The sequence below is a fragment of the Nonomuraea sp. NPDC049400 genome (assembly GCF_044466425.1).
GTDB lineage: Bacteria > Actinomycetota > Actinomycetes > Streptosporangiales > Streptosporangiaceae > Nonomuraea.
The window spans coordinates 93,902-110,049 of sequence record NZ_JBITMP010000003.1 but is presented as its reverse complement, the minus strand read 5'-3'; the positions used below and the strand labels follow the sequence as shown (position 1 = coordinate 110,049).

Annotated in this window: 15 protein-coding genes; 7 read left to right on the top strand and 8 right to left on the bottom strand. The window is 70.5% G+C overall.

Annotated features, from left to right (window positions below):
- Window positions 1-9: 9 nt before the first annotated feature.
- Window positions 10-927 carry an LLM class F420-dependent oxidoreductase gene (locus ACIBVN_RS04410; RefSeq protein ID WP_397132567.1) on the bottom strand — a complete coding sequence of 306 codons (918 nt, stop codon included), beginning with the start codon at window positions 925-927 and terminating at the stop codon, window positions 10-12.
- A gap of 117 nt (window positions 928-1,044) precedes the next feature.
- Between ACIBVN_RS04410 and ACIBVN_RS04405 the strand changes: the two genes are divergently transcribed.
- The 4 genes from ACIBVN_RS04405 to ACIBVN_RS04390 are packed head-to-tail and all read left to right on the top strand — an operon-like array spanning window position 1,045 to window position 4,918.
- Window positions 1,045-2,061, top strand: coding sequence for a hypothetical protein (locus ACIBVN_RS04405; RefSeq protein WP_397132565.1), 1,017 nt, complete (start codon window positions 1,045-1,047; stop codon window positions 2,059-2,061).
- 51 nt (window positions 2,062-2,112) lie between these two features.
- Window positions 2,113-3,234: a sensor histidine kinase gene (locus ACIBVN_RS04400; RefSeq protein ID WP_397132563.1), complete on the top strand. Its 1,122-nt coding sequence runs from the start codon at window positions 2,113-2,115 to the stop codon at window positions 3,232-3,234.
- Window positions 3,231-4,322 (top strand): sensor histidine kinase, encoded by a 1,092-nt coding sequence (locus ACIBVN_RS04395; RefSeq protein ID WP_397132561.1) that lies wholly within the window; start codon window positions 3,231-3,233, stop codon window positions 4,320-4,322. Before ACIBVN_RS04400 ends, ACIBVN_RS04395 begins: the two co-directional genes overlap by 4 nt.
- Complete coding sequence (locus ACIBVN_RS04390) at window positions 4,319-4,918, top strand: response regulator transcription factor (RefSeq protein WP_349451538.1); 600 nt, start codon at window positions 4,319-4,321, stop codon at window positions 4,916-4,918. The genes ACIBVN_RS04395 and ACIBVN_RS04390 overlap by 4 nt, the downstream gene beginning before the upstream one ends.
- A 20-nt stretch (window positions 4,919-4,938) precedes the next feature.
- On the opposite strand, the gene ACIBVN_RS04385 is transcribed toward ACIBVN_RS04390, so the two are convergent.
- Window positions 4,939-6,150, bottom strand: a complete 1,212-nt coding sequence (locus ACIBVN_RS04385; RefSeq protein ID WP_397132558.1) for an RNA polymerase sigma factor — start codon at window positions 6,148-6,150, stop codon at window positions 4,939-4,941.
- Window positions 6,147-6,518 (bottom strand): YciI family protein, encoded by a 372-nt coding sequence (locus ACIBVN_RS04380; RefSeq protein WP_397132556.1) that lies wholly within the window; start codon window positions 6,516-6,518, stop codon window positions 6,147-6,149. Before ACIBVN_RS04380 ends, ACIBVN_RS04385 begins: the two co-directional genes overlap by 4 nt.
- Before the next feature lie 187 nt (window positions 6,519-6,705).
- Here ACIBVN_RS04380 and ACIBVN_RS04375 point away from each other — a divergent pair, with 187 nt between their 5' ends.
- The gene (locus tag ACIBVN_RS04375; RefSeq protein WP_397132554.1) at window positions 6,706-8,199 is read left to right on the top strand and encodes an MFS transporter; all 1,494 of its coding nucleotides are present in this window, start codon (window positions 6,706-6,708) and stop codon (window positions 8,197-8,199) included.
- Here the strand turns inward: ACIBVN_RS04375 and ACIBVN_RS04370 are convergent.
- The 3 genes from ACIBVN_RS04370 to ACIBVN_RS04360 are packed head-to-tail and all read right to left on the bottom strand — an operon-like array spanning window position 8,194 to window position 12,439.
- Complete coding sequence (locus tag ACIBVN_RS04370) at window positions 8,194-9,102, bottom strand: LLM class flavin-dependent oxidoreductase (RefSeq protein WP_397132552.1); 909 nt, start codon at window positions 9,100-9,102, stop codon at window positions 8,194-8,196. The two genes, ACIBVN_RS04375 and ACIBVN_RS04370, sit on opposite strands and share 6 nt — an antisense overlap.
- Before the next feature lie 34 nt (window positions 9,103-9,136).
- Window positions 9,137-10,387, bottom strand: a complete 1,251-nt coding sequence (locus ACIBVN_RS04365; protein ID WP_397132550.1) for a class I SAM-dependent RNA methyltransferase — start codon at window positions 10,385-10,387, stop codon at window positions 9,137-9,139.
- A 9-nt stretch (window positions 10,388-10,396) separates the two neighbouring features.
- Window positions 10,397-12,439: an APC family permease gene (locus ACIBVN_RS04360; protein WP_397132548.1), complete on the bottom strand. Its 2,043-nt coding sequence runs from the start codon at window positions 12,437-12,439 to the stop codon at window positions 10,397-10,399.
- A 103-nt stretch (window positions 12,440-12,542) separates the two neighbouring features.
- Here ACIBVN_RS04360 and ACIBVN_RS04355 point away from each other — a divergent pair, with 103 nt between their 5' ends.
- Both ACIBVN_RS04355 and ACIBVN_RS04350 read left to right on the top strand, forming a co-directional pair.
- Window positions 12,543-13,208 carry a potassium channel family protein gene (locus ACIBVN_RS04355; RefSeq protein ID WP_397132546.1) on the top strand — a complete coding sequence of 222 codons (666 nt, stop codon included), beginning with the start codon at window positions 12,543-12,545 and terminating at the stop codon, window positions 13,206-13,208.
- Window positions 13,208-13,867: a TrkA family potassium uptake protein gene (locus ACIBVN_RS04350; protein WP_345002424.1), complete on the top strand. Its 660-nt coding sequence runs from the start codon at window positions 13,208-13,210 to the stop codon at window positions 13,865-13,867. Before ACIBVN_RS04355 ends, ACIBVN_RS04350 begins: the two co-directional genes overlap by 1 nt.
- Window positions 13,868-14,174: 307 nt before the next feature.
- Here ACIBVN_RS04350 and ACIBVN_RS04345 read toward each other — a convergent pair whose 3' ends face one another.
- Both ACIBVN_RS04345 and ACIBVN_RS04340 read right to left on the bottom strand, forming a co-directional pair.
- A complete protein-coding gene (locus tag ACIBVN_RS04345; protein ID WP_397132544.1) occupies window positions 14,175-14,597 on the bottom strand; it encodes a nuclear transport factor 2 family protein in 423 nt (140 codons plus the stop codon).
- Window positions 14,598-14,711: 114 nt separating this feature from the next.
- Complete coding sequence (locus ACIBVN_RS04340) at window positions 14,712-15,980, bottom strand: ATP-binding protein (RefSeq protein WP_397132542.1); 1,269 nt, start codon at window positions 15,978-15,980, stop codon at window positions 14,712-14,714.
- Window positions 15,981-16,148 lie beyond the last annotated feature (168 nt).

Genomic DNA, 16,148 nt, shown 5'->3' with positions numbered 1-16,148 from the left:
GCCAATCGATTACCGGACGTGCGGGAGCACCTCGGCGGCGATCAGCTCCAGGTGCTCCAGATCCTGCAGATCCAGGATCTGGAGATAGAGGTGCTCGGCGCCCAGGTCCGCGAACTTCCCGATCTTCTCCAGCACCTCGGCCGGGGTGCCGGCCAGGCCGTTCTCCCGCAGGGTGTCGGGGTTCTCCCCGACGGCGGCGGCGCGCCGCTCGATCTCGGCCCGGTCGCGGCCCACGATCGTGGTCTGCGCCACCGAATAGACCAGGCTGCGCCCGGTCGTCTCGCAGGCATCACGCACCCGGCCGAAGCCCTCTGCCGTGTCGGACAGCGTGCGGAACGGCAGGTTGTACTCGTCCGCGTACGCCGCAGCCAGCCGCGGTGTGCGCTTGGCGCCGAAACCGCCGATGATGACCGGCGGCCTCGGGCTCTGCACCGGCTTGGGCAGCGCGGGCGAGTCCACGACCCGGTAGTAGCGGCCCTCGAAGGAGTAGCTCTTCTCCGCGGTCCACAGGCCCGTGATGATCTCCAGCTGCTCCTCGAACCGCCCGAACCGCTCGTTCTGCGGCGGGAACGGGATGCCGTACGCCGAGTGCTCACCATCGAACCAGCCGGTGCCGAAACCCAGCTCGACCCGGCCGCCGCTCATCTGGTCGACCTGCGCCACACTGATGGCCAGCGGTCCGGGCAGCCGGAACGTGGCCGGCGTCACCAAGGTGCCCAGCCGGATCCTCGAGGTCTCCCTGGCCAGGCCGGCAAGGGTGATCCACGCGTCGGTGGAGCCGGGGCCCGGGTCGCCGGGGCCGATGCGCATGTAGTGGTCGGAACGGAAGAAAGCGTCAAAGCCCAGCCGTTCGGTGGCCTGGGCGACGGTGAGCAGGTCGTCATATGTCGCGCCCTGCTGGGGCTCGGTGAAGATCCGCAGCTTCATGACGACATTATGCGTACACAACGGACGCGTGCCGGAAAAGCCCCGCGCGGAGGTCCGCGTGCTTGCTAGCGTTCGCGACAGCGCCCGTACGTAGCCGACTGATCACACGGGGTTGCCATGCCACGGCACAAGAGGGAGCCAGGCACGCTCCCGCGACCGCTAGCGATCCTCGGCGCGCTCGCGCTCACCGGCGCCACCGGCATGGCGGTGCGCATGCTCCCCGCGGGCGCCAGCCCCGCGCCGAAGCCGCCGCCGGCGGTGATGAGGCACACCCCTGCCGTCTCGCCACCGGTGGCGGACGAGCCGCCCTCCGGGTTCGTCGAGTTCGTCGACACCGCCCGCGAGCCCGGCTTCGACCTGTACAAGGAGTCCCGCCGCACCGGGGTGCGCCGCTACGCGCTCGGCCACCTCGTGGCGGGCGACGACGGCTGCGCCCCCAAATGGAATGGCCCGTCCGAGTCCGACCCGCTCGACCCCGGCACGAACCCCGTGGCCAACCGGATCGGCCGCCTCAGGGCCCTGGGCGGCGACGCAGCGCCCGTGTTCGGCGGCCCGGGCGGGCATGAGCTGGCCGGCACGTGCACGAGGCCCGGCGGGCTCGCGGCCGCCTACCGCAGGGTGGTCGGGGCGTTCGACGCCGCCGCCGTCGACTTCGAGGTCCGCGACAGCGACGACCGGGCCGCCGTGCTGCGCAGGGCGCGGGCCATCTACGCCATGCAGCGCGAGCGGCCGCTCCACGTCAGCTTCACGGTGCCGTTGAGACAGGACGGGCTGGACGCGGGCGTCGTCGCGATGCTGCGCGCCACCCGCCAGGCGGGCGCCGAGATCGGCACCGTCAACCTGCTGGCCGAGATCGAGCCGCGCGGCTCCGCCGACGGCCGCCTGCACCGGATGGCGCAGGCCGTGCTGGCGGCCAGGAGCCAGATCGCGCAGGCTCAGGGCCTGACCGACCCCGACGAGGCATGGCGGCGCATCGCGCTGACCCCCGTGCTGACCGGCTCTGGCGATCTCAACGAGATCGACGCACGCACGCTGATCTCGTACGCCACCCGCCACGGGCTGGCCTGGCTGTCGCTCCGCGGAGTCGCCCCGAGACCCGACGTGTCACGGATTCTTTGGGAGGGCTCTGCCTGAATATAGGATTTCCAAGACCGACAAGGGTTCCGGCAGCAGGGGGTGGGCGTGATGGCGGCGCGTCCGGAGACGGCGCGGAAGCTCCTGCTCCACTGGATGGACGCCGTGGTCGGCCTGCTGGGCGTGATGATGGTGACCCTCACCGTGCTGCATGCCACGGCCGGCCGGGTCACCTCGCTCCACGCGACGATCACCGTCGCCTGCATGCTCGGGTTCTTCGGGCTCTTCCCCTTCGTGCTCAGGGACGCCTACGACGCCAGGCCGGACCGCCCCACGGCCAAGCTGGTGCTCGCGACGCTGTTCGCGGCGGTCTCGGTCGCGATGCTGCCGCACCAGCCGCTGGAGGACACGCCCAGCTGGCTGGAGCTCGGCGTCCTGTGGCTGTCGACCGCGGCACTCTACGTCCGGCTGACCGTGACGCTCTGTCTGGGGGTGGCCGTGGTCGGCCTGGTCACCGGCTATGTCGTGCTCATCACCGATCGGCCCTGGCTGGACGTGCTGATCCCCGAGACGCTCAGCGCCATCCTGATGACCGCGTCCATGCTGCTCTGGCGCTGGCTCTGGTGGACGATCAGGGACGCCCACGACAGCAAGGAGGCCAAGGCCCGGCTGGCGGTGTCGGAAGAGCGGCTGCGCTTCGCCCGCGACCTGCACGACCTGCTCGGGCACAGCCTGTCGGTCATCACGTTGAAGAGCGAGCTGGCCGCCAAGCTGGCGACCAAGGACGCCGGGCGGGCGGCCGACGAGATGGCCCAGGTGCGCCGGCTGGCCGGCGACTCGTTGGCCGAGGTGCAGCAGGCGGTGCACGGATACCGGACGCTCGACCTGGACGAGGAGCTGGCCGGCGCCCGTGCCGCGCTGGAGGCGGCGGGCGCCCGCTGCCTGATCGACGCCAGGGCGGACGGCCTGTCGCCGTCCGCCAGGACGCTGCTGGCGTGGGCGGTCCGCGAAGGGGCCACCAACGTGCTGAAGCACAGCACCGCCACGCGCTGCGCGATCACCATCGACGGCGGAGTGCTCGAGATGCTCAACGACGGAGTGCCCGCGCGGCCGCCCGCCCCCGGCAACGGCCTGCGGGGATTATCGGAGCGCCTCGCCACGGCGGGCGGCTCCTTCTCGGCCGCGCCCACCCCGGCGGGGGAGTTCCTGCTGCGGGCGGCGGTGCCGACATGATGTGGCGCGCGACGAAGCTGGACAAGCTCCGCTGGTTGATCGTCTATTCCACCGACGCCATCCTGCTGGTCTCCCTCATCGGCTACTACGACTGGTATGTCCGCTGGGAGGCGGGGGTGCCCCTGCCGGCGGTCGTGACCGGCGCCGTCCTGCTGCTGGTCTTCAACGTGCTGGCGACGCGGCCGTTCCGGGTCGCCATGCGGGGCGGCTCGCGGCCGATGGCGATCCTGGCGGTGACGGGCGCGATCAGCCTGGTCCTGGCCGGTTTCGGGCTCGTGTGGGCCATGCCGGCGTGGCTGGCGACGCTGGCCCCGTTCGTGCGCAGGCGCACCGCCGTGGTCCTGTCGGTGCTGTCCGTCGTGGCCTTCAACCTCTACGTGGGGTTGCTGGGCGCGTCCGTGCTGCCGCTGATCGTGACGCAGGGGCTGCTCACCGCCATCAGCGTCGGCGGCGTGCTGGCCAACCTGTGGCTGTGGGAGGTGGCCAAGGAGGCCTACGAAGGGCAGGAGGCGCGCTCCAGGCTGGCGGTGTCGGAGGAGCGGCTGCGCTTCGCCCGCGACCTGAACGCGCTGCTCGGGCAGAGCCTCACCGACATCGCGGCCCGCACGGAGAACGCCTCCCGCACGCTGCCCGCCGACGCGGGCGCGGCCGCCGAGGAGATGTTCGCGGTACGTGACCTGGCCAGGCAGTCGTTGCGCGAGGTGCGCTCGGTCGTGCAGAGCTACCGGGCCGTCGACCTGGACGAGATGCTGGCCAGCGTGCGCGCGGTGCTGGAGGCGGCGGACGTACGGTGTACCGTGCACGCGGAGACGGGCACCCTGGCGCCGGAGGCCCGCACGCTGCTGGCCGCGGTCGTCCGCGAGGGCGCGACGAACGTGCTCAAGCACAGCAAGGCCGAGCGCTGCACGATCACGATCGAGGACGGAGTGCTGGAGATGTCCAACGACGGGCTGAGCGGGCCGGCGGGTGAGCACATGCCGAACGGCCTGGCAGGGCTGGCCCAGCGCGTGCGAGCGGCGGGCGGCATCCTGGAGGCCTCGCCGACGCACGAGGGCCGCTACCTGCTGCGGGCGGCGGTGCCGGCATGACGACCAGGGTGTTGCTGGCGGACGACGAGCACCTGATCAGGGGCGCCATCGCGGCCCTGCTCGACCTCGAGGAAGGCATCGAGGTCGTCGCCCAGGTGGGCCGGGGCGACGAGGTCGTGGCCGCCGTGGCCGAGCACCACCCTGACGTGGCGGTGCTCGACATCGAGATGCCCGGCATGGACGGCCTCAGCGCGGCCGAGCAGATCAGCTCCCGGTGCAAGATCATCATTCTGACGAGCCTGGGCCGCCCCGGCTACCTGCGCAGGGCCATGGAGGCGGGCGTGAGCGGCTTCCTCGGCAAGGACGCCTCGGCAGAGGAGCTGGCCATGGCGATCCGCAAGGTCCAGGCCGGCGGCCGCTACCTCGACGCCGAGCTGGCCGCGGCGGCGATGGCCGCCGGGGACAGCCCGCTGACCGACCGCGAGCGCGACGCGCTCCGGCTGGCCGGCGACGGGGCCACGATCTCGCGGATCGCGGCCGAGCTGCACCTGACCGAGGGCACCGTACGCAACTACCTGTCGAGCGCGATGACCAAGCTCAACGCCCAGAACCGCCTGGAGGCGATCCGCACGGCCCAGCGCATGGGCTGGCTCTGACTCCGCCCTCAGGGCGGGAGCTACGGTCTCACCCGGCCGGCCCGGGACTCCAGGTAGCGTTGCTCGGCGATGCTGGCGGTGGCCTTCGCTGCGCGCCGGTAGTGCTCGTACGCCCCCGCCGTGTCGCCGGTCTCCTCCAGCAGATGCGCCCGTACGGACAGCAGCCGGTGATGCCCGGCCATCCGCTCGTCGCCGTCCAGCGTGGCCAGCAGGGCCAGCCCGGCCTGCGGGCCCTCGGTCTTGGCGAGCGCGATCGCCCGGTTGAGGGTGACCATCGGGTTGGGCGCGATCCGTTCCAGGATCAGGTAGAGCGCGTGCACCTGTGACCAGTCGGTCTCCTCGGCCGTGGCCGCGTCGGCGTGCGTGGCGGCGATGGCGGCCTGCAACTGGTACGGCCCCAGCGCCGGGCCGGCCAGCGACGCCTTGACCAGCTCCATGCCCTCGTCGATCAGCCTGCGGTCCCACTTCTTGCGGTCCTGCTCGTCCAGCGGCACCAGGTCGCCTGCCGCCGTCGTACGTGCCTCCCGGCGGGCGTCGGTCAGCAGCATCAGCGCGAGCAGCCCGGTCACCTCGCCGTCCTCGGGCAGTTGCGCATGCACCATCCTGGCCAGCCGGATCGCCTCGTGCGCGAGGTCGGCGCGGTGCAACTCGCTGCCCGATGAGGCGGTGTAGCCCTCGTTGAAGATCAAGTAGAGCACGTGCAGGACGACCCGGAGCCGCTCCTCGCGCTCCGCGCCCTCCGGCAGGCTGAACGAGCTGCCGGCGGCCTTGATGCGCTGCTTGGCCCGGCTGATCCTGGCCGCCATCGTGGCCTCCGGCACCAGGAACGCGCGGGCGATCTCAGCGGTGGTCAGGCCGCCGACCGCCCGCAACGTCAGGGCGGTCTGCGAGGCCGCGGTCAGCGTCGGATGGCAGCACAGGAAGAGCAGGACGAGGGTGTCGTCGGTGTCCGGCACGTCCTCGGGCGTCACCTCGGTGGCCACCGCCGACTCCCGCTCGCGGCGCGCGTGGTCGCTGCGCATCTGGTCGATGAGCCGCCGGGACGCGACAGTCACCAGCCAGCCGCGCGGGTTGTCCGGCACTCCCTCGGCCGGCCACTGCACGGTGGCGGCGAGCACGGCCTCCTGCACGGCGTCCTCGCACCCTTCGAACTGGCCGTGCCGGCGTACCAACGTGCCGAGGACCTGCGGCGTGAGCTCACGCAGCAGGTCCCCGATGGGTGGTGCGGTCATGCCTCCAATTGTCCGTCAGAGAACATCACCTGTCGCACCTCGATCCCCAGGCCCTCGATCGCGGCGTCCGGGATCTGCGCCGCCAGCTCGATCGCCCGCTCCTTGTTCTCGCAGTCGATCAGGTAGAAGCCGCCCAGAAACTCCTTCGCCTCCAGGAAAGGGCCGTCGGTCACCACAGGCTGGCCGTTGCGTACGGACACCACAGCGGCCTGCGACGGGTCGACCAGCGCCTGCGTGAGGATCAGCTCTCCGGACCTCTTCAGCTCCTCCATGAACCTGCCGTGGCCCTCGCCGATCGCCGCCTTCTCCTCGTCGGTCAGCGCGTCCAGCACGGCCGGGTTGATATGCATGCTGATCAGGAACTTCATCTCGTACTCCTCGTGCTTCGCGGGGCCCCGGCTGGGCCCTTCGACCCGTTGGTCGGAGCCGCCGCCGTCGTCTTGACATACCCTCGCCAGATTTCTTCGCACGAGTTTTCCTTCCGTGCCGATGTCAAGAAGCCCTCGACCGTTCCGACCAACCGGCGAAACGTCGAGAGAACAGGAAATTTCGGATATGCGAGTCAACCGGGCATGGCTGGGACTGGGCGTCCTCATGCTGCCGACCTTGCTCGTCGCGATAGACACGACGGCTTTGCTCCTCGCGCTCCCCCAGCTGAGCGCCGACCTGGGCGCCACCAACGTCCAGCAGCTGTGGATCAGTGACAGCTACGGGTTCATGGTGGCCGGCCTGGTCATCACGATGGGCACGCTCGGCGACCGGATCGGCCGCCGGCGGCTGCTGATGATCGGCGGGGCGGCGTTCGCGGTGTTGTCGGTCGTGGCCGCCTTCGCGGCCGATCCGCTGACGCTGATCGTCGCGCGTGCGCTGCTGGGCATCGCCGGCGCGACCCTGGCGCCGTCCACGCTTGCCTTGATCACCAACATGTTCCGCGACGACCGGCAGCGCGGGCTGGCCATCGCGATCTGGGCGACCTGCCAGTTCACCGGCGGCGCGCTCGGACCCGTGCTCGCCGGGTTCCTGCTCCAGCACTTCTGGTGGGGATCGGTGTTCCTGGTCGCCGTGCCGGCGATGGCGGTGCTGGTGCTCGCCGGGCCGGTCCTGCTGCCGGAGTTCCGCAGCGACCAGGCCGGCCGGCTCGACCTGGCCAGCGTCGGGCTGTCACTCGCGGCGGTGCTCCTGATGGTCTACGGCATCAAGCAGCTGACCGTCGAGAGCGTGCGGGTCGTGCCGGCGGTGGCCCTCGTCGCCGGCGCGGCCATCGGATTCCTGTTCGTACGCCGGCAACTGCGGCTGGAGACGCCGCTGCTGGACCTGCGGCTGTTCCGCAACCGCCCGTTCACGGCCGTGCTCGTCGGGCTGGTCTTCGCCGGAGTCGCCATGGCCGGCACGGGCCTGCTGGTGACCCAGTACCTGCAGGGCGTGCTGGGCTTCTCGCCGGTCGCCTCGGCGGTGCTGTTCGCACCCATGGGTCTGGGCGTGGCGGTCGGCACCATGGCCGCGCCGGCGCTGGCCCGGCGGGTGAAGCAGACGACCGCGATCGCCGGCGGGCTGGTGGCGTCGGCGCTGGGCAGCCTGCTGCTGGTGGCCGTCGACGGTCCGAGCGCCCTGCCGCTGGTGATGATCGGCATCACCGTGCTCGCGCTGGGCACCGGCCCGCTGTTCGCGCTGGGCACCGGGCTGGTCATGGGTTCCGTACCGCCGGAGCGCGCCGGCTCGGCGGCGTCGATGTCGGAGACCGGCAACTACTTCGGCGGTTCGCTCGGCTTCGCGCTGCTCGGCGTGGTGGCGGCGGTGGTCTACCGCAGCCGGATGGACGGCACGTCCGACTCGCTGGCCGGCGCGATCGCCGCCGGCGAGCGCCTTCCCGCCGGCCAGGGCGCGGAACTGCTGCACGCCGCGCGGGAAGCGTTCACCGCCGGCCTGCACGTCACCGGCGTCGTCGCCGCGGTCATCTTCGCCGGCCTGGCCGTACTGGTGCTGACCATGCGCCAGGCGACCCGGACCGCCCCGGCCCCAACCCCCGGCTACGAGGCGACCCGCTCATAGGCGCAGGTAGCTCCGGGCCTCGGCCAGCAGGTCCACCTGGGTCCGCCAGTCGCCCCCCGAGATGCCGATGATCGCGTGGCTCGCCCCCGCCTCGCGGTAGGCGGCGAGCTGCTCCGCGGCCTCCTTCGGATGGCCGGTGAGCGGGATCGGGACGGCCTCCTCCAGGGGCCGCCCGTAGGCCGCGCTGATGCCCGACGCGATCTCCTCACGGGACGGAAGGCCGGGCCCGGTTCCCAGGGCGCCCGCGCCGCCGATCGCGATGACCGGCGTGGGGCGGCCGTGCTGGGCGGCCAGTTCGGCGAGGCGGACCCGGCCCTCGGCCACCTCCGCGGGCGAGATCAGGGACGGGAACCAGCCGTCGCCCAGCCGCGCGGCCCGCCGGATCGCCACCGCGGAGGCGTTGCCGACCCACACGGGCGGCATCGCCGCGGCAGGGGCCAGCCGGACCGGCGGCTCGCCGGGCGCGTCGGGCAGCCGTACCTCCTCGCCCACCAGCAGGCGGGGCAGCAGTTCCAGGGCCGTGTCGGTACGGCGGCCACGTGAGCCGTAGGGCACCCCGGCCGCCGCCCACTGCCCGGGCCCGCCACCCGAACCCACGCCCAGCACGACGCGGCCGCCGGAAACGTGCTGCAAGGTCGCGATCTGCTTGGCGGCCCAGGCGAGGGGCCGGATCGCGGGGATGAACACGCTCGTGCCGACCGTGATCTCGGCGGTGGCCGCCGCCGCGGTGGCCAGGGCGATCGGGCCGTCCAGCGTCGGCCCTCCGAGGGCCAGGTGGTCGCCGTGCCACACGCCGTCCAGCCCGGCGTCCTCGGCGTGCCGGGCCGCCGTTCGCAGGTCGATGCCGTCCCGGCGCATGACGTCGACCCCGGGCAGGATGACGCCGATCTTGAAGCTCTCCATGCGCCCCACTGTGCAACCTCAAGTGAGGTCGAGGTCAACTTCGGGACAGCAGCGCCACGCACTCCACGTGGTGGGTCATGGGAAATGCATCAAAGGCCCGCATATCAGACAGGGTGTAGCCGCGCTCAGCCAGCCAGGCGAGATCCCGCGCCAGCGTGGCCGGGTCGCACGACACGTACACGATGCGCAGGGCCTCCAGCGCGGCGATCCGCTCCACCACCTCGCGCCCCAGCCCGGAACGTGGCGGGTCCACCACCACGAGGTCCGCGCGCTCGATCTGGAAGCGGTCCAGCGCCTCCTCGACCCGGCCCCGCTCCACCCGGGCCTGCGGCAGGTCGCGGAGGTTGGCCCGGGCGTCGCGTACGGCGGCCGCCTCCGACTCCAGGCCGAACACCGCGCCGGACGGCCCCACGGCCTCGGCCAGCCCGGCCGCGAACAGCCCCACCCCGCAGTAGAGGTCGAGCGCCCACTCCCCCGGCTCCGGCGCCGCGTACGCCAGCACCGCGTCCAGCAGCGTCTCGGCCGCACCCGGGTGCACCTGCCAGAAGCCGCTCCCCGCCACCCGGAACTCCCGCTCGCCCACCTGCTCGCGCAGCACCCCGGAGCCGCGCCGCGGCACCGTACGGCCCTTGCCCTGGTCGAGCAGGATCGAGGCGGGCGCGTCGAGCTCGGGCACCGCGACACTGCGCCGCGGCTTGGGCGTGACCACCACGGCCCGGTCGCCGGCCGAGGACACGATGACCTCGACGCCGGCCGCCCCCGCCCAGGAGCGCTGCTCGGCCCCGACCGCCTCCACCTCGGGATGGGCGATCAGGCAGGCGTCCACGACCTCGATCTCGTGCGAGCGGTGCCGCCGGAAGCCCAGCTCGCCGCTGGGCCGGGCGGCGAACTGCACCCGCGTGCGCCAGCCGAGCCCGTCCTTGGCCCCCGGCACCTCCTCCACCACGACCTCGCGCGAGATGCCCGCGAGCCGCTGCAGCTGCTCGGCCACGACCTGCGCCTTGAGCCGCCGCTGCGCCTCCACCGTGGCGTGCTGCCAGTCGCAGCCGCCGCACCGCCCCGGGCCCGCGTACGGGCAGGGCGGCACCACCCGGTCGGGCGAGGCCTCCAGGATCTCCACGGCGTCGGCGCGCAGGAACCGGGTGGTCTCCTCGGTGACGCGGGCGATCACGCGCTCGCCGGGCAACGCATGCCGGACGAACACCACGCGCCCTTCATGGCGCGCCACACACCAGCCGCCGTGGGCGACCGGACCTACCGTCAGCTCGAGAGATGCCTGTTCCACAGGAACACCCTATGCCCGGAGGTGCTCCTCATCTTTGACGGTCTCGTGCCACGGGCGGCGCACGGCCCCGGGAGCGAACGGCTCGGGCCTGCCCTTGAGCCGGTCGGAGGAGTGCAGCTGCCAGGGCACGCTCGTCACCATGACCCCCGGCTTGAACAGCAGCCGCGCCTTCAGCCTGAGCGCGCTCTGGTTGTGCAGCAGGTGCTCCCACCAGCGGCCGACCACGTACTCGGGGATGAACACGGTCACCACGTCGCGCGGCGAGCGCCGCCGCAGGCTCTTGACGTAGTCGAGGATGGGCTGGGTGATCTCGCGGTACGGCGAGTCGAGCATCTTGAGCGGCACCGGGATGCCCCGCCGCTCCCACTCCTCCTGCAGCTTGCGCGCCTCCTCGCCCTCGACGCCCACCGTGACGGCCTCCAGCGTGGACGGCCTGGTGGCGCGGGCGTAGGCGAGGGCGCGCATGGTCGGCTTGTGGAGCTTGGAGACGAGCACGATCGAGTGGTTGCGCGCGGGCAGCATGGCCGGCTCGTACTCGTCGGTCAGCTCCAGCTCGGCGGCCACCTTGTCGTAGTGGCCCCTGATGCCCTTCATCATGAGGAACAGGATCGGCATCGCGATGCACACGATCCACGCCCCGACCAGGAACTTCGTCAGCAGCACGACCACCAGGACCAGTCCGGTCATGATCCCGCCGAAGAAGTTGATCACGCGGGAGCGGTGCATCTGGTGGCGCACCTTGGGGTCGGTCTCGGTCTTCAGGTGGCGGGTCCAGTGGATGACCATGCCGGTCTGGCTGAGCGTGAACGAGACGAAGACGCCGACGATGTAGAGGTTCAGCAGGCGGCTGACGTCGGCCTGGAAGCCCCACAGCAGCAGGCACGCGCCGGCCGCCAGGATGACGATGCCGTTGGAGAAGGCCAGCCGGTCGCCGCGGGTGTGGAGCTGGCGCGGCAGGTAACGGTCCTGCGCCAGGATGGAGCCGAGCACCGGGAAGCCGTTGAAGGCGGTGTTGGCCGCCAGGAAGAGGATCAGCGCCGTCACCGCCGAGATCACGATGAACGGCAGCGACCCGCCGCCGAACACCGCGTCGGCCACCTGGGAGATGATCGGCTGCTGGTAGTAGTCGGGGCCGACGGGCGTGCCGTCGGGCTTGAGCAGGTGATCCGCGACCACCGCCGGCTCGGCCACCTTCACTCCGGAGGCCAGACCGAGCGCGATGATGCCGCCGAACATGGTGATCGCGACCAGGCCCATCATGAGCAGCGTGGTGGCGGCGTTCTTGCTCTTGGGCTTCCTGAACGCGGGCACGCCGTTGCTGATGGCCTCGACGCCCGTCAGGGCGGCGCAGCCGGACGAGAACGCGCGCAGGATCAGGAACGCGGCCGCGAAGGTGGCCAGGTTGGTCTGCTCGGGCTCGATGGTGAACTGGGCGCTCGGCGCCTGGAGCTCCTCACCCAGCACCAGCAGCCGGAACCCGCCCCAGGCGATCAGGAGCAGCACGGCGATCATGAATCCGTACGTCGGGATGGCGAAGGCGACGCCGGACTCGCGGATGCCGCGCAGGTTGACCACGGTGAGCAGGATGACGATGACGATGGCGACGGCGGGCTTGTGCTCGGCCACGAACGGGATCGTGGCGCCGACGTAGTCGACGCCGTTGGCGACGGACACCGCGACGGTCAGCACGTAGTCGACCAGCAGCGCGCTGGCGACGGTGAGCCCGGCGTTCTTGCCGAGGTTGGTGGTCGCCACCTCGTAGTCGCCGCCGCCGCTGGGATAGGCGTGCACGTTCTGCCGGTACGACGCCACGACGGTGAGCATCACCACCACGACGGCGATCGCGACCCAGGGGCTGTATGCATAGAAGGAGACGCCGGCCAGTGACAGGATGACCAGAATCTCCTGCGGCGCGTACGCCACAGAGGAGAGCGCGTCGCTCGCGAAAACCGGTAGTGCGATCCGTTTGGGGAGTAGCTGCTCGTGCAGCTGGCCGCTTCGTAGGGCCCGCCCCACGAGCAAGCGTTTGACCAGATCTGTTACCTTCGCCACGTAACGAGATGCTAGCCCCATGCCGAGGCCCTAAAACGAGGCGCTCCCCCCTCGGGCCATACTGGAGACCAGCAACCGGCCGACCGCGAACATGCGGGGGGAAATGCATATAGTGATCATGGGGTGTGGCCGGGTCGGCTCGACTCTCGCCCACATCCTCGAAGACAGCGGCCATTCCGTCGCCATCATCGACCGCGACCCGCAGGCGTTCCGGCGGCTGCGCGCCGGGTTCCGGGGACGGCGGGTGACGGGCATCGGCTTCGATCGCGACGTGCTCACCGAGGCCGGCATCGAATCCGCCGCCGCGTACATCGCGGTCTCCAGCGGCGACAACTCCAACATCATCTCCGCTCGTGTGGCCCGCGAGACGTTCGGCGTGGACAACGTGGTGGCCCGCATCTACGACCCTCGACGGGCCGAGGTCTACCAGCGGCTGGGCATCCCCACAGTGGCGACCGTCCGCTGGACGGCCGACCAGATCATGCGCCGCATCCTCCCCGAGGGCGCCGAGCCGCTCTGGCGCGACCCCACGGGCACCATCGTGCTGGCCGAGGTCACCGCGCACGCTGAGTGGATCGGCACCCGCGTCGTCGACCTCGAAGCCCGCGTACGCACCCGCGCCGCCTTCATCAACCGCATGGGTGAGGCCCTGACCATCACGGAGGACACCGTGGTGCAGGAGGGCGACGTGCTGCACGTCATCGCCGCGGAGAACGACATGGACCGCATCAACAAGGTGCTCGCCGCGGCACCGGAAGAGGAGGAGTGATGCGCGTCGCCATCGCCGGAGCAGGCGCCGTCGGCCGCTCCATCGCGGCCGAACTCCTGGAGAACGGCCACGAGGTCCTGCTCATCGACATCGACCCCCGGGCCATCAAGATCGACAGCGTGCCGCGCGCCGAGTGGCTCCTCGCCGACGCCTGCGAGATCGCCTCCCTGGACGAGGCCGGCCTCAACAACTGCCACGTCGTGGTCGCGTCCTCCGGCGACGACAAGGTCAACCTGGTCGTCTCACTGCTGGCCAAGACCGAGTACGGCGTGCCGCGCGTGGTGGCCCGCATCAACCACCCCAACAACGAGTGGCTCTTCAACGAGTCGTGGGGCGTGGACGTCGCCGTCTCCACCCCGCGCCTGCTGAGCGCCCTTGTGGAGGAGGCGGTCAGCGTCGGAGACCTCGTCCGCCTGATGACCTTCCGCCAGGGCCAGGCCAACCTGGTGGAGCTCACACTGGCGGAGGACGCCCCGGTGGTGGGCCAGCGCGCGGGCTCGGTCCCCTGGCCGGTAGACGCGGCCCTGGTGGCGATCCTCCGGGAGGGCAGGGTCCTGGTGCCGACGGCGGACGATCCGCTGGAGGCGGGGGACGAGCTGCTGTTCGTGGCCAACCAGGAGGTCGAGCAGGAGCTGGCCCACCTCCTCTCCCAGCACTAGCCACTACGGGCCCTGAGCGGCTCCAGGGGGGCTCGGGGGCTCCGGGGCGCGAGAAGCATGGTCCTCGCATCAGGGGGCGCTACGCGCCATGGGAGCACTCGGGCCCTGCCTCCCAGGGGCTCCGCCCCTTCGACCCCGCAAAGGCGCGGTCCTCGCTTGAAGGCGCGCTTCGCGCGGCAAGAGCTCGGGCTGCGTTATGTGGGGGCAAGCCCCCACACCCCCAGGCGGGGACCTGCCGGTCCCCGCACCCCTCGGACGCGACCCCGATTACACAACGCGAGAAAGCCTGATTGGCGGCTTCTCTGCCTCACACCCCACCGAACACCATGCGATGCCCATTGGCGGTGTCCATGTACTCGCGCACCCGATGGATCAGCCCGTCCCGCAGTTCGAAGACGAAGCAGTAGTCGTTGCGGTAGGCGTTGCCGTTGGCCAGCGTGGCCTGCATGGTCTCCTCCACAACGACCACGTCGCCGTCGGCGTAGAACCCGCGGAAGTCCACCGCCACGTCGGAGACGAACATGCGGGGAAACTCAATGGTGAGGAAGCGGACGATGGCGTCCCTGCTCACCATGTGGTGCGTACCCCCGAGCGCCACAGCGGTCGCGTTTCCGAGCGGAGCCAGCCACTCCGCGTCCTCGGTGAAAAACGTCGCGATCAAATCCTCGTCCCGGGTCGAGAACGAGCGCCATGCCCGCTTTACCACCTCGCGGTTCCGCTCAGATGTCATGCCGCGCAGTGTAGGCATCCTCCAGGCACGAAGACTGGCCGCATTCGGTCATGATCACCATTAGAAGGCCTGGTGCCGGGCAGATCATCACGGGACGGCGCCCTGGCGCGCAATTCATGAACCAGGGGTGCTGCCAAGCTTCCACAAGGAGGCCATGGGCAGTGCCTTGAGCTTGTCGCCGAAAGGCAGCGTCTGGTCCCCGGTATAGAGGACGAAGCCTGCGCGGAATCTTGCTTCCAGCCGGTCCGCCAAGTGGCGCAAGCCGCGGAAGTCGTCGCCGCGGACGGTTTCCGCAGCTTTGATCTCGATGCCGACCACTTCACCGGACGCATGTTCCAGGACCATGTCGACCTCGACTTTGTCCCGATCCCGGTAGTGGAACAGTTGGACGGGCTCGTTGGCCCAGGTGAGCTGGCGAGCCACTTCGCCGATCGCGAAGTTTTCGAGTAGCGGCCCGATGGGGGCCGTGACGTCCCTGGCGCGATCAGGTGACATGCCGATGAGCCTGCCGCCGAGCCCACTGTCCGTAATGATCAGTTTGGGCGTGGAGATAGCGCGACGGGTCAGATTCGAGGACCACGACGGTATGCGCTTGATGACAAAGACAAGCTCCAGGAGGTCCAGATAGCGAGAGAGCGTCATCCTAGGGAGTCCCACGTCGCCTGCCATCGATTGCACCACGGCCAGCCCTCCCATCCGGGCCGCGACGACGCTCAGCAGCCTCCGCATCTCCGCTGGACGCTCGATGTCTGAAATCTGGCGTACATCTCGAGTGATCAGATCGGTGATGTAGGAGTCGAAGAATCTGTTGCGCCTGCGTCCCGGGTCCCGTCGGATCGCCTCTGGGTAGCCGCCACGCAGCGCCCTATCCACATAATCACGCTTGCGAAGCGAGCAAGGTGGCATGTTGACATCCGCACCCTGCGCGAAAATGCGGTCCACGAATCCGTCCGGAGCAGACTCGATCTCTCCTTGAGACAGTGGCCACATCTCGATTGTTTCCGTCCGGCCGGGTAGCGCATCAGGAAGATCACGTAGGCCTAGCAGTCGGGCGGAGCCGGTGAGGAGGAAACGGCCCGGAAGTGGATCCCGGTCAACCTTATGTTTGATCGGTAGCAGTAGTTGTGGAGCTCGTTGGATCTCATCGATCATAAGGAGACCGTCATGCTGGACGAACGCGACGGGATCCTCCTCCGCTGCAGCCAGGACCGCGGGATCATCAAGGTAGAGCTTGCGGGCATTGCCCGTCCGGGTGACGATCAAGTCGGCCAACGTGCTCTTTCCCACTTGCCGAGCACCGTTCACGACCACGACCCGCGTATCCGCCAGGGCTTCAAGTGTCATCGCTTCGGCGCGCCTCGCGAACAGCGGCGACTTCGTCATATCACGCACATTACCGCAGCTGAACGCGCTGCGTGGGCGTTCTGCCGCACCACCCGTGGGCGTTCTGCCGCACCATCCGTGGGCGTTCTGCCGCACCATCCGTGGGCGTTCTGCCGCACCATCCGTGGGCGTTCTGCCGAACCATCCGTGGGCGTTCTGCCGCACCAC

Coding starts and splice junctions, on each gene's coding strand:
- ACIBVN_RS04345 (WP_397132544.1), bottom strand. CDS start 14,597: ATGACATCTGAGCGGAACCGCGAGGTGGTAAAGCGGGCATGGCGCTCG.
- ACIBVN_RS04395 (WP_397132561.1), top strand. CDS start 3,231: ATGATGTGGCGCGCGACGAAGCTGGACAAGCTCCGCTGGTTGATCGTC.
- ACIBVN_RS04355 (WP_397132546.1), top strand. CDS start 12,543: ATGCATATAGTGATCATGGGGTGTGGCCGGGTCGGCTCGACTCTCGCC.
- ACIBVN_RS04400 (WP_397132563.1), top strand. CDS start 2,113: ATGGCGGCGCGTCCGGAGACGGCGCGGAAGCTCCTGCTCCACTGGATG.
- ACIBVN_RS04340 (WP_397132542.1), bottom strand. CDS start 15,980: ATGACGAAGTCGCCGCTGTTCGCGAGGCGCGCCGAAGCGATGACACTT.
- ACIBVN_RS04375 (WP_397132554.1), top strand. CDS start 6,706: ATGCGAGTCAACCGGGCATGGCTGGGACTGGGCGTCCTCATGCTGCCG.
- ACIBVN_RS04350 (WP_345002424.1), top strand. CDS start 13,208: ATGCGCGTCGCCATCGCCGGAGCAGGCGCCGTCGGCCGCTCCATCGCG.
- ACIBVN_RS04390 (WP_349451538.1), top strand. CDS start 4,319: ATGACGACCAGGGTGTTGCTGGCGGACGACGAGCACCTGATCAGGGGC.
- ACIBVN_RS04405 (WP_397132565.1), top strand. CDS start 1,045: ATGCCACGGCACAAGAGGGAGCCAGGCACGCTCCCGCGACCGCTAGCG.
- ACIBVN_RS04370 (WP_397132552.1), bottom strand. CDS start 9,102: ATGGAGAGCTTCAAGATCGGCGTCATCCTGCCCGGGGTCGACGTCATG.
- ACIBVN_RS04380 (WP_397132556.1), bottom strand. CDS start 6,518: ATGAAGTTCCTGATCAGCATGCATATCAACCCGGCCGTGCTGGACGCG.
- ACIBVN_RS04385 (WP_397132558.1), bottom strand. CDS start 6,150: ATGACCGCACCACCCATCGGGGACCTGCTGCGTGAGCTCACGCCGCAG.
- ACIBVN_RS04410 (WP_397132567.1), bottom strand. CDS start 927: ATGAAGCTGCGGATCTTCACCGAGCCCCAGCAGGGCGCGACATATGAC.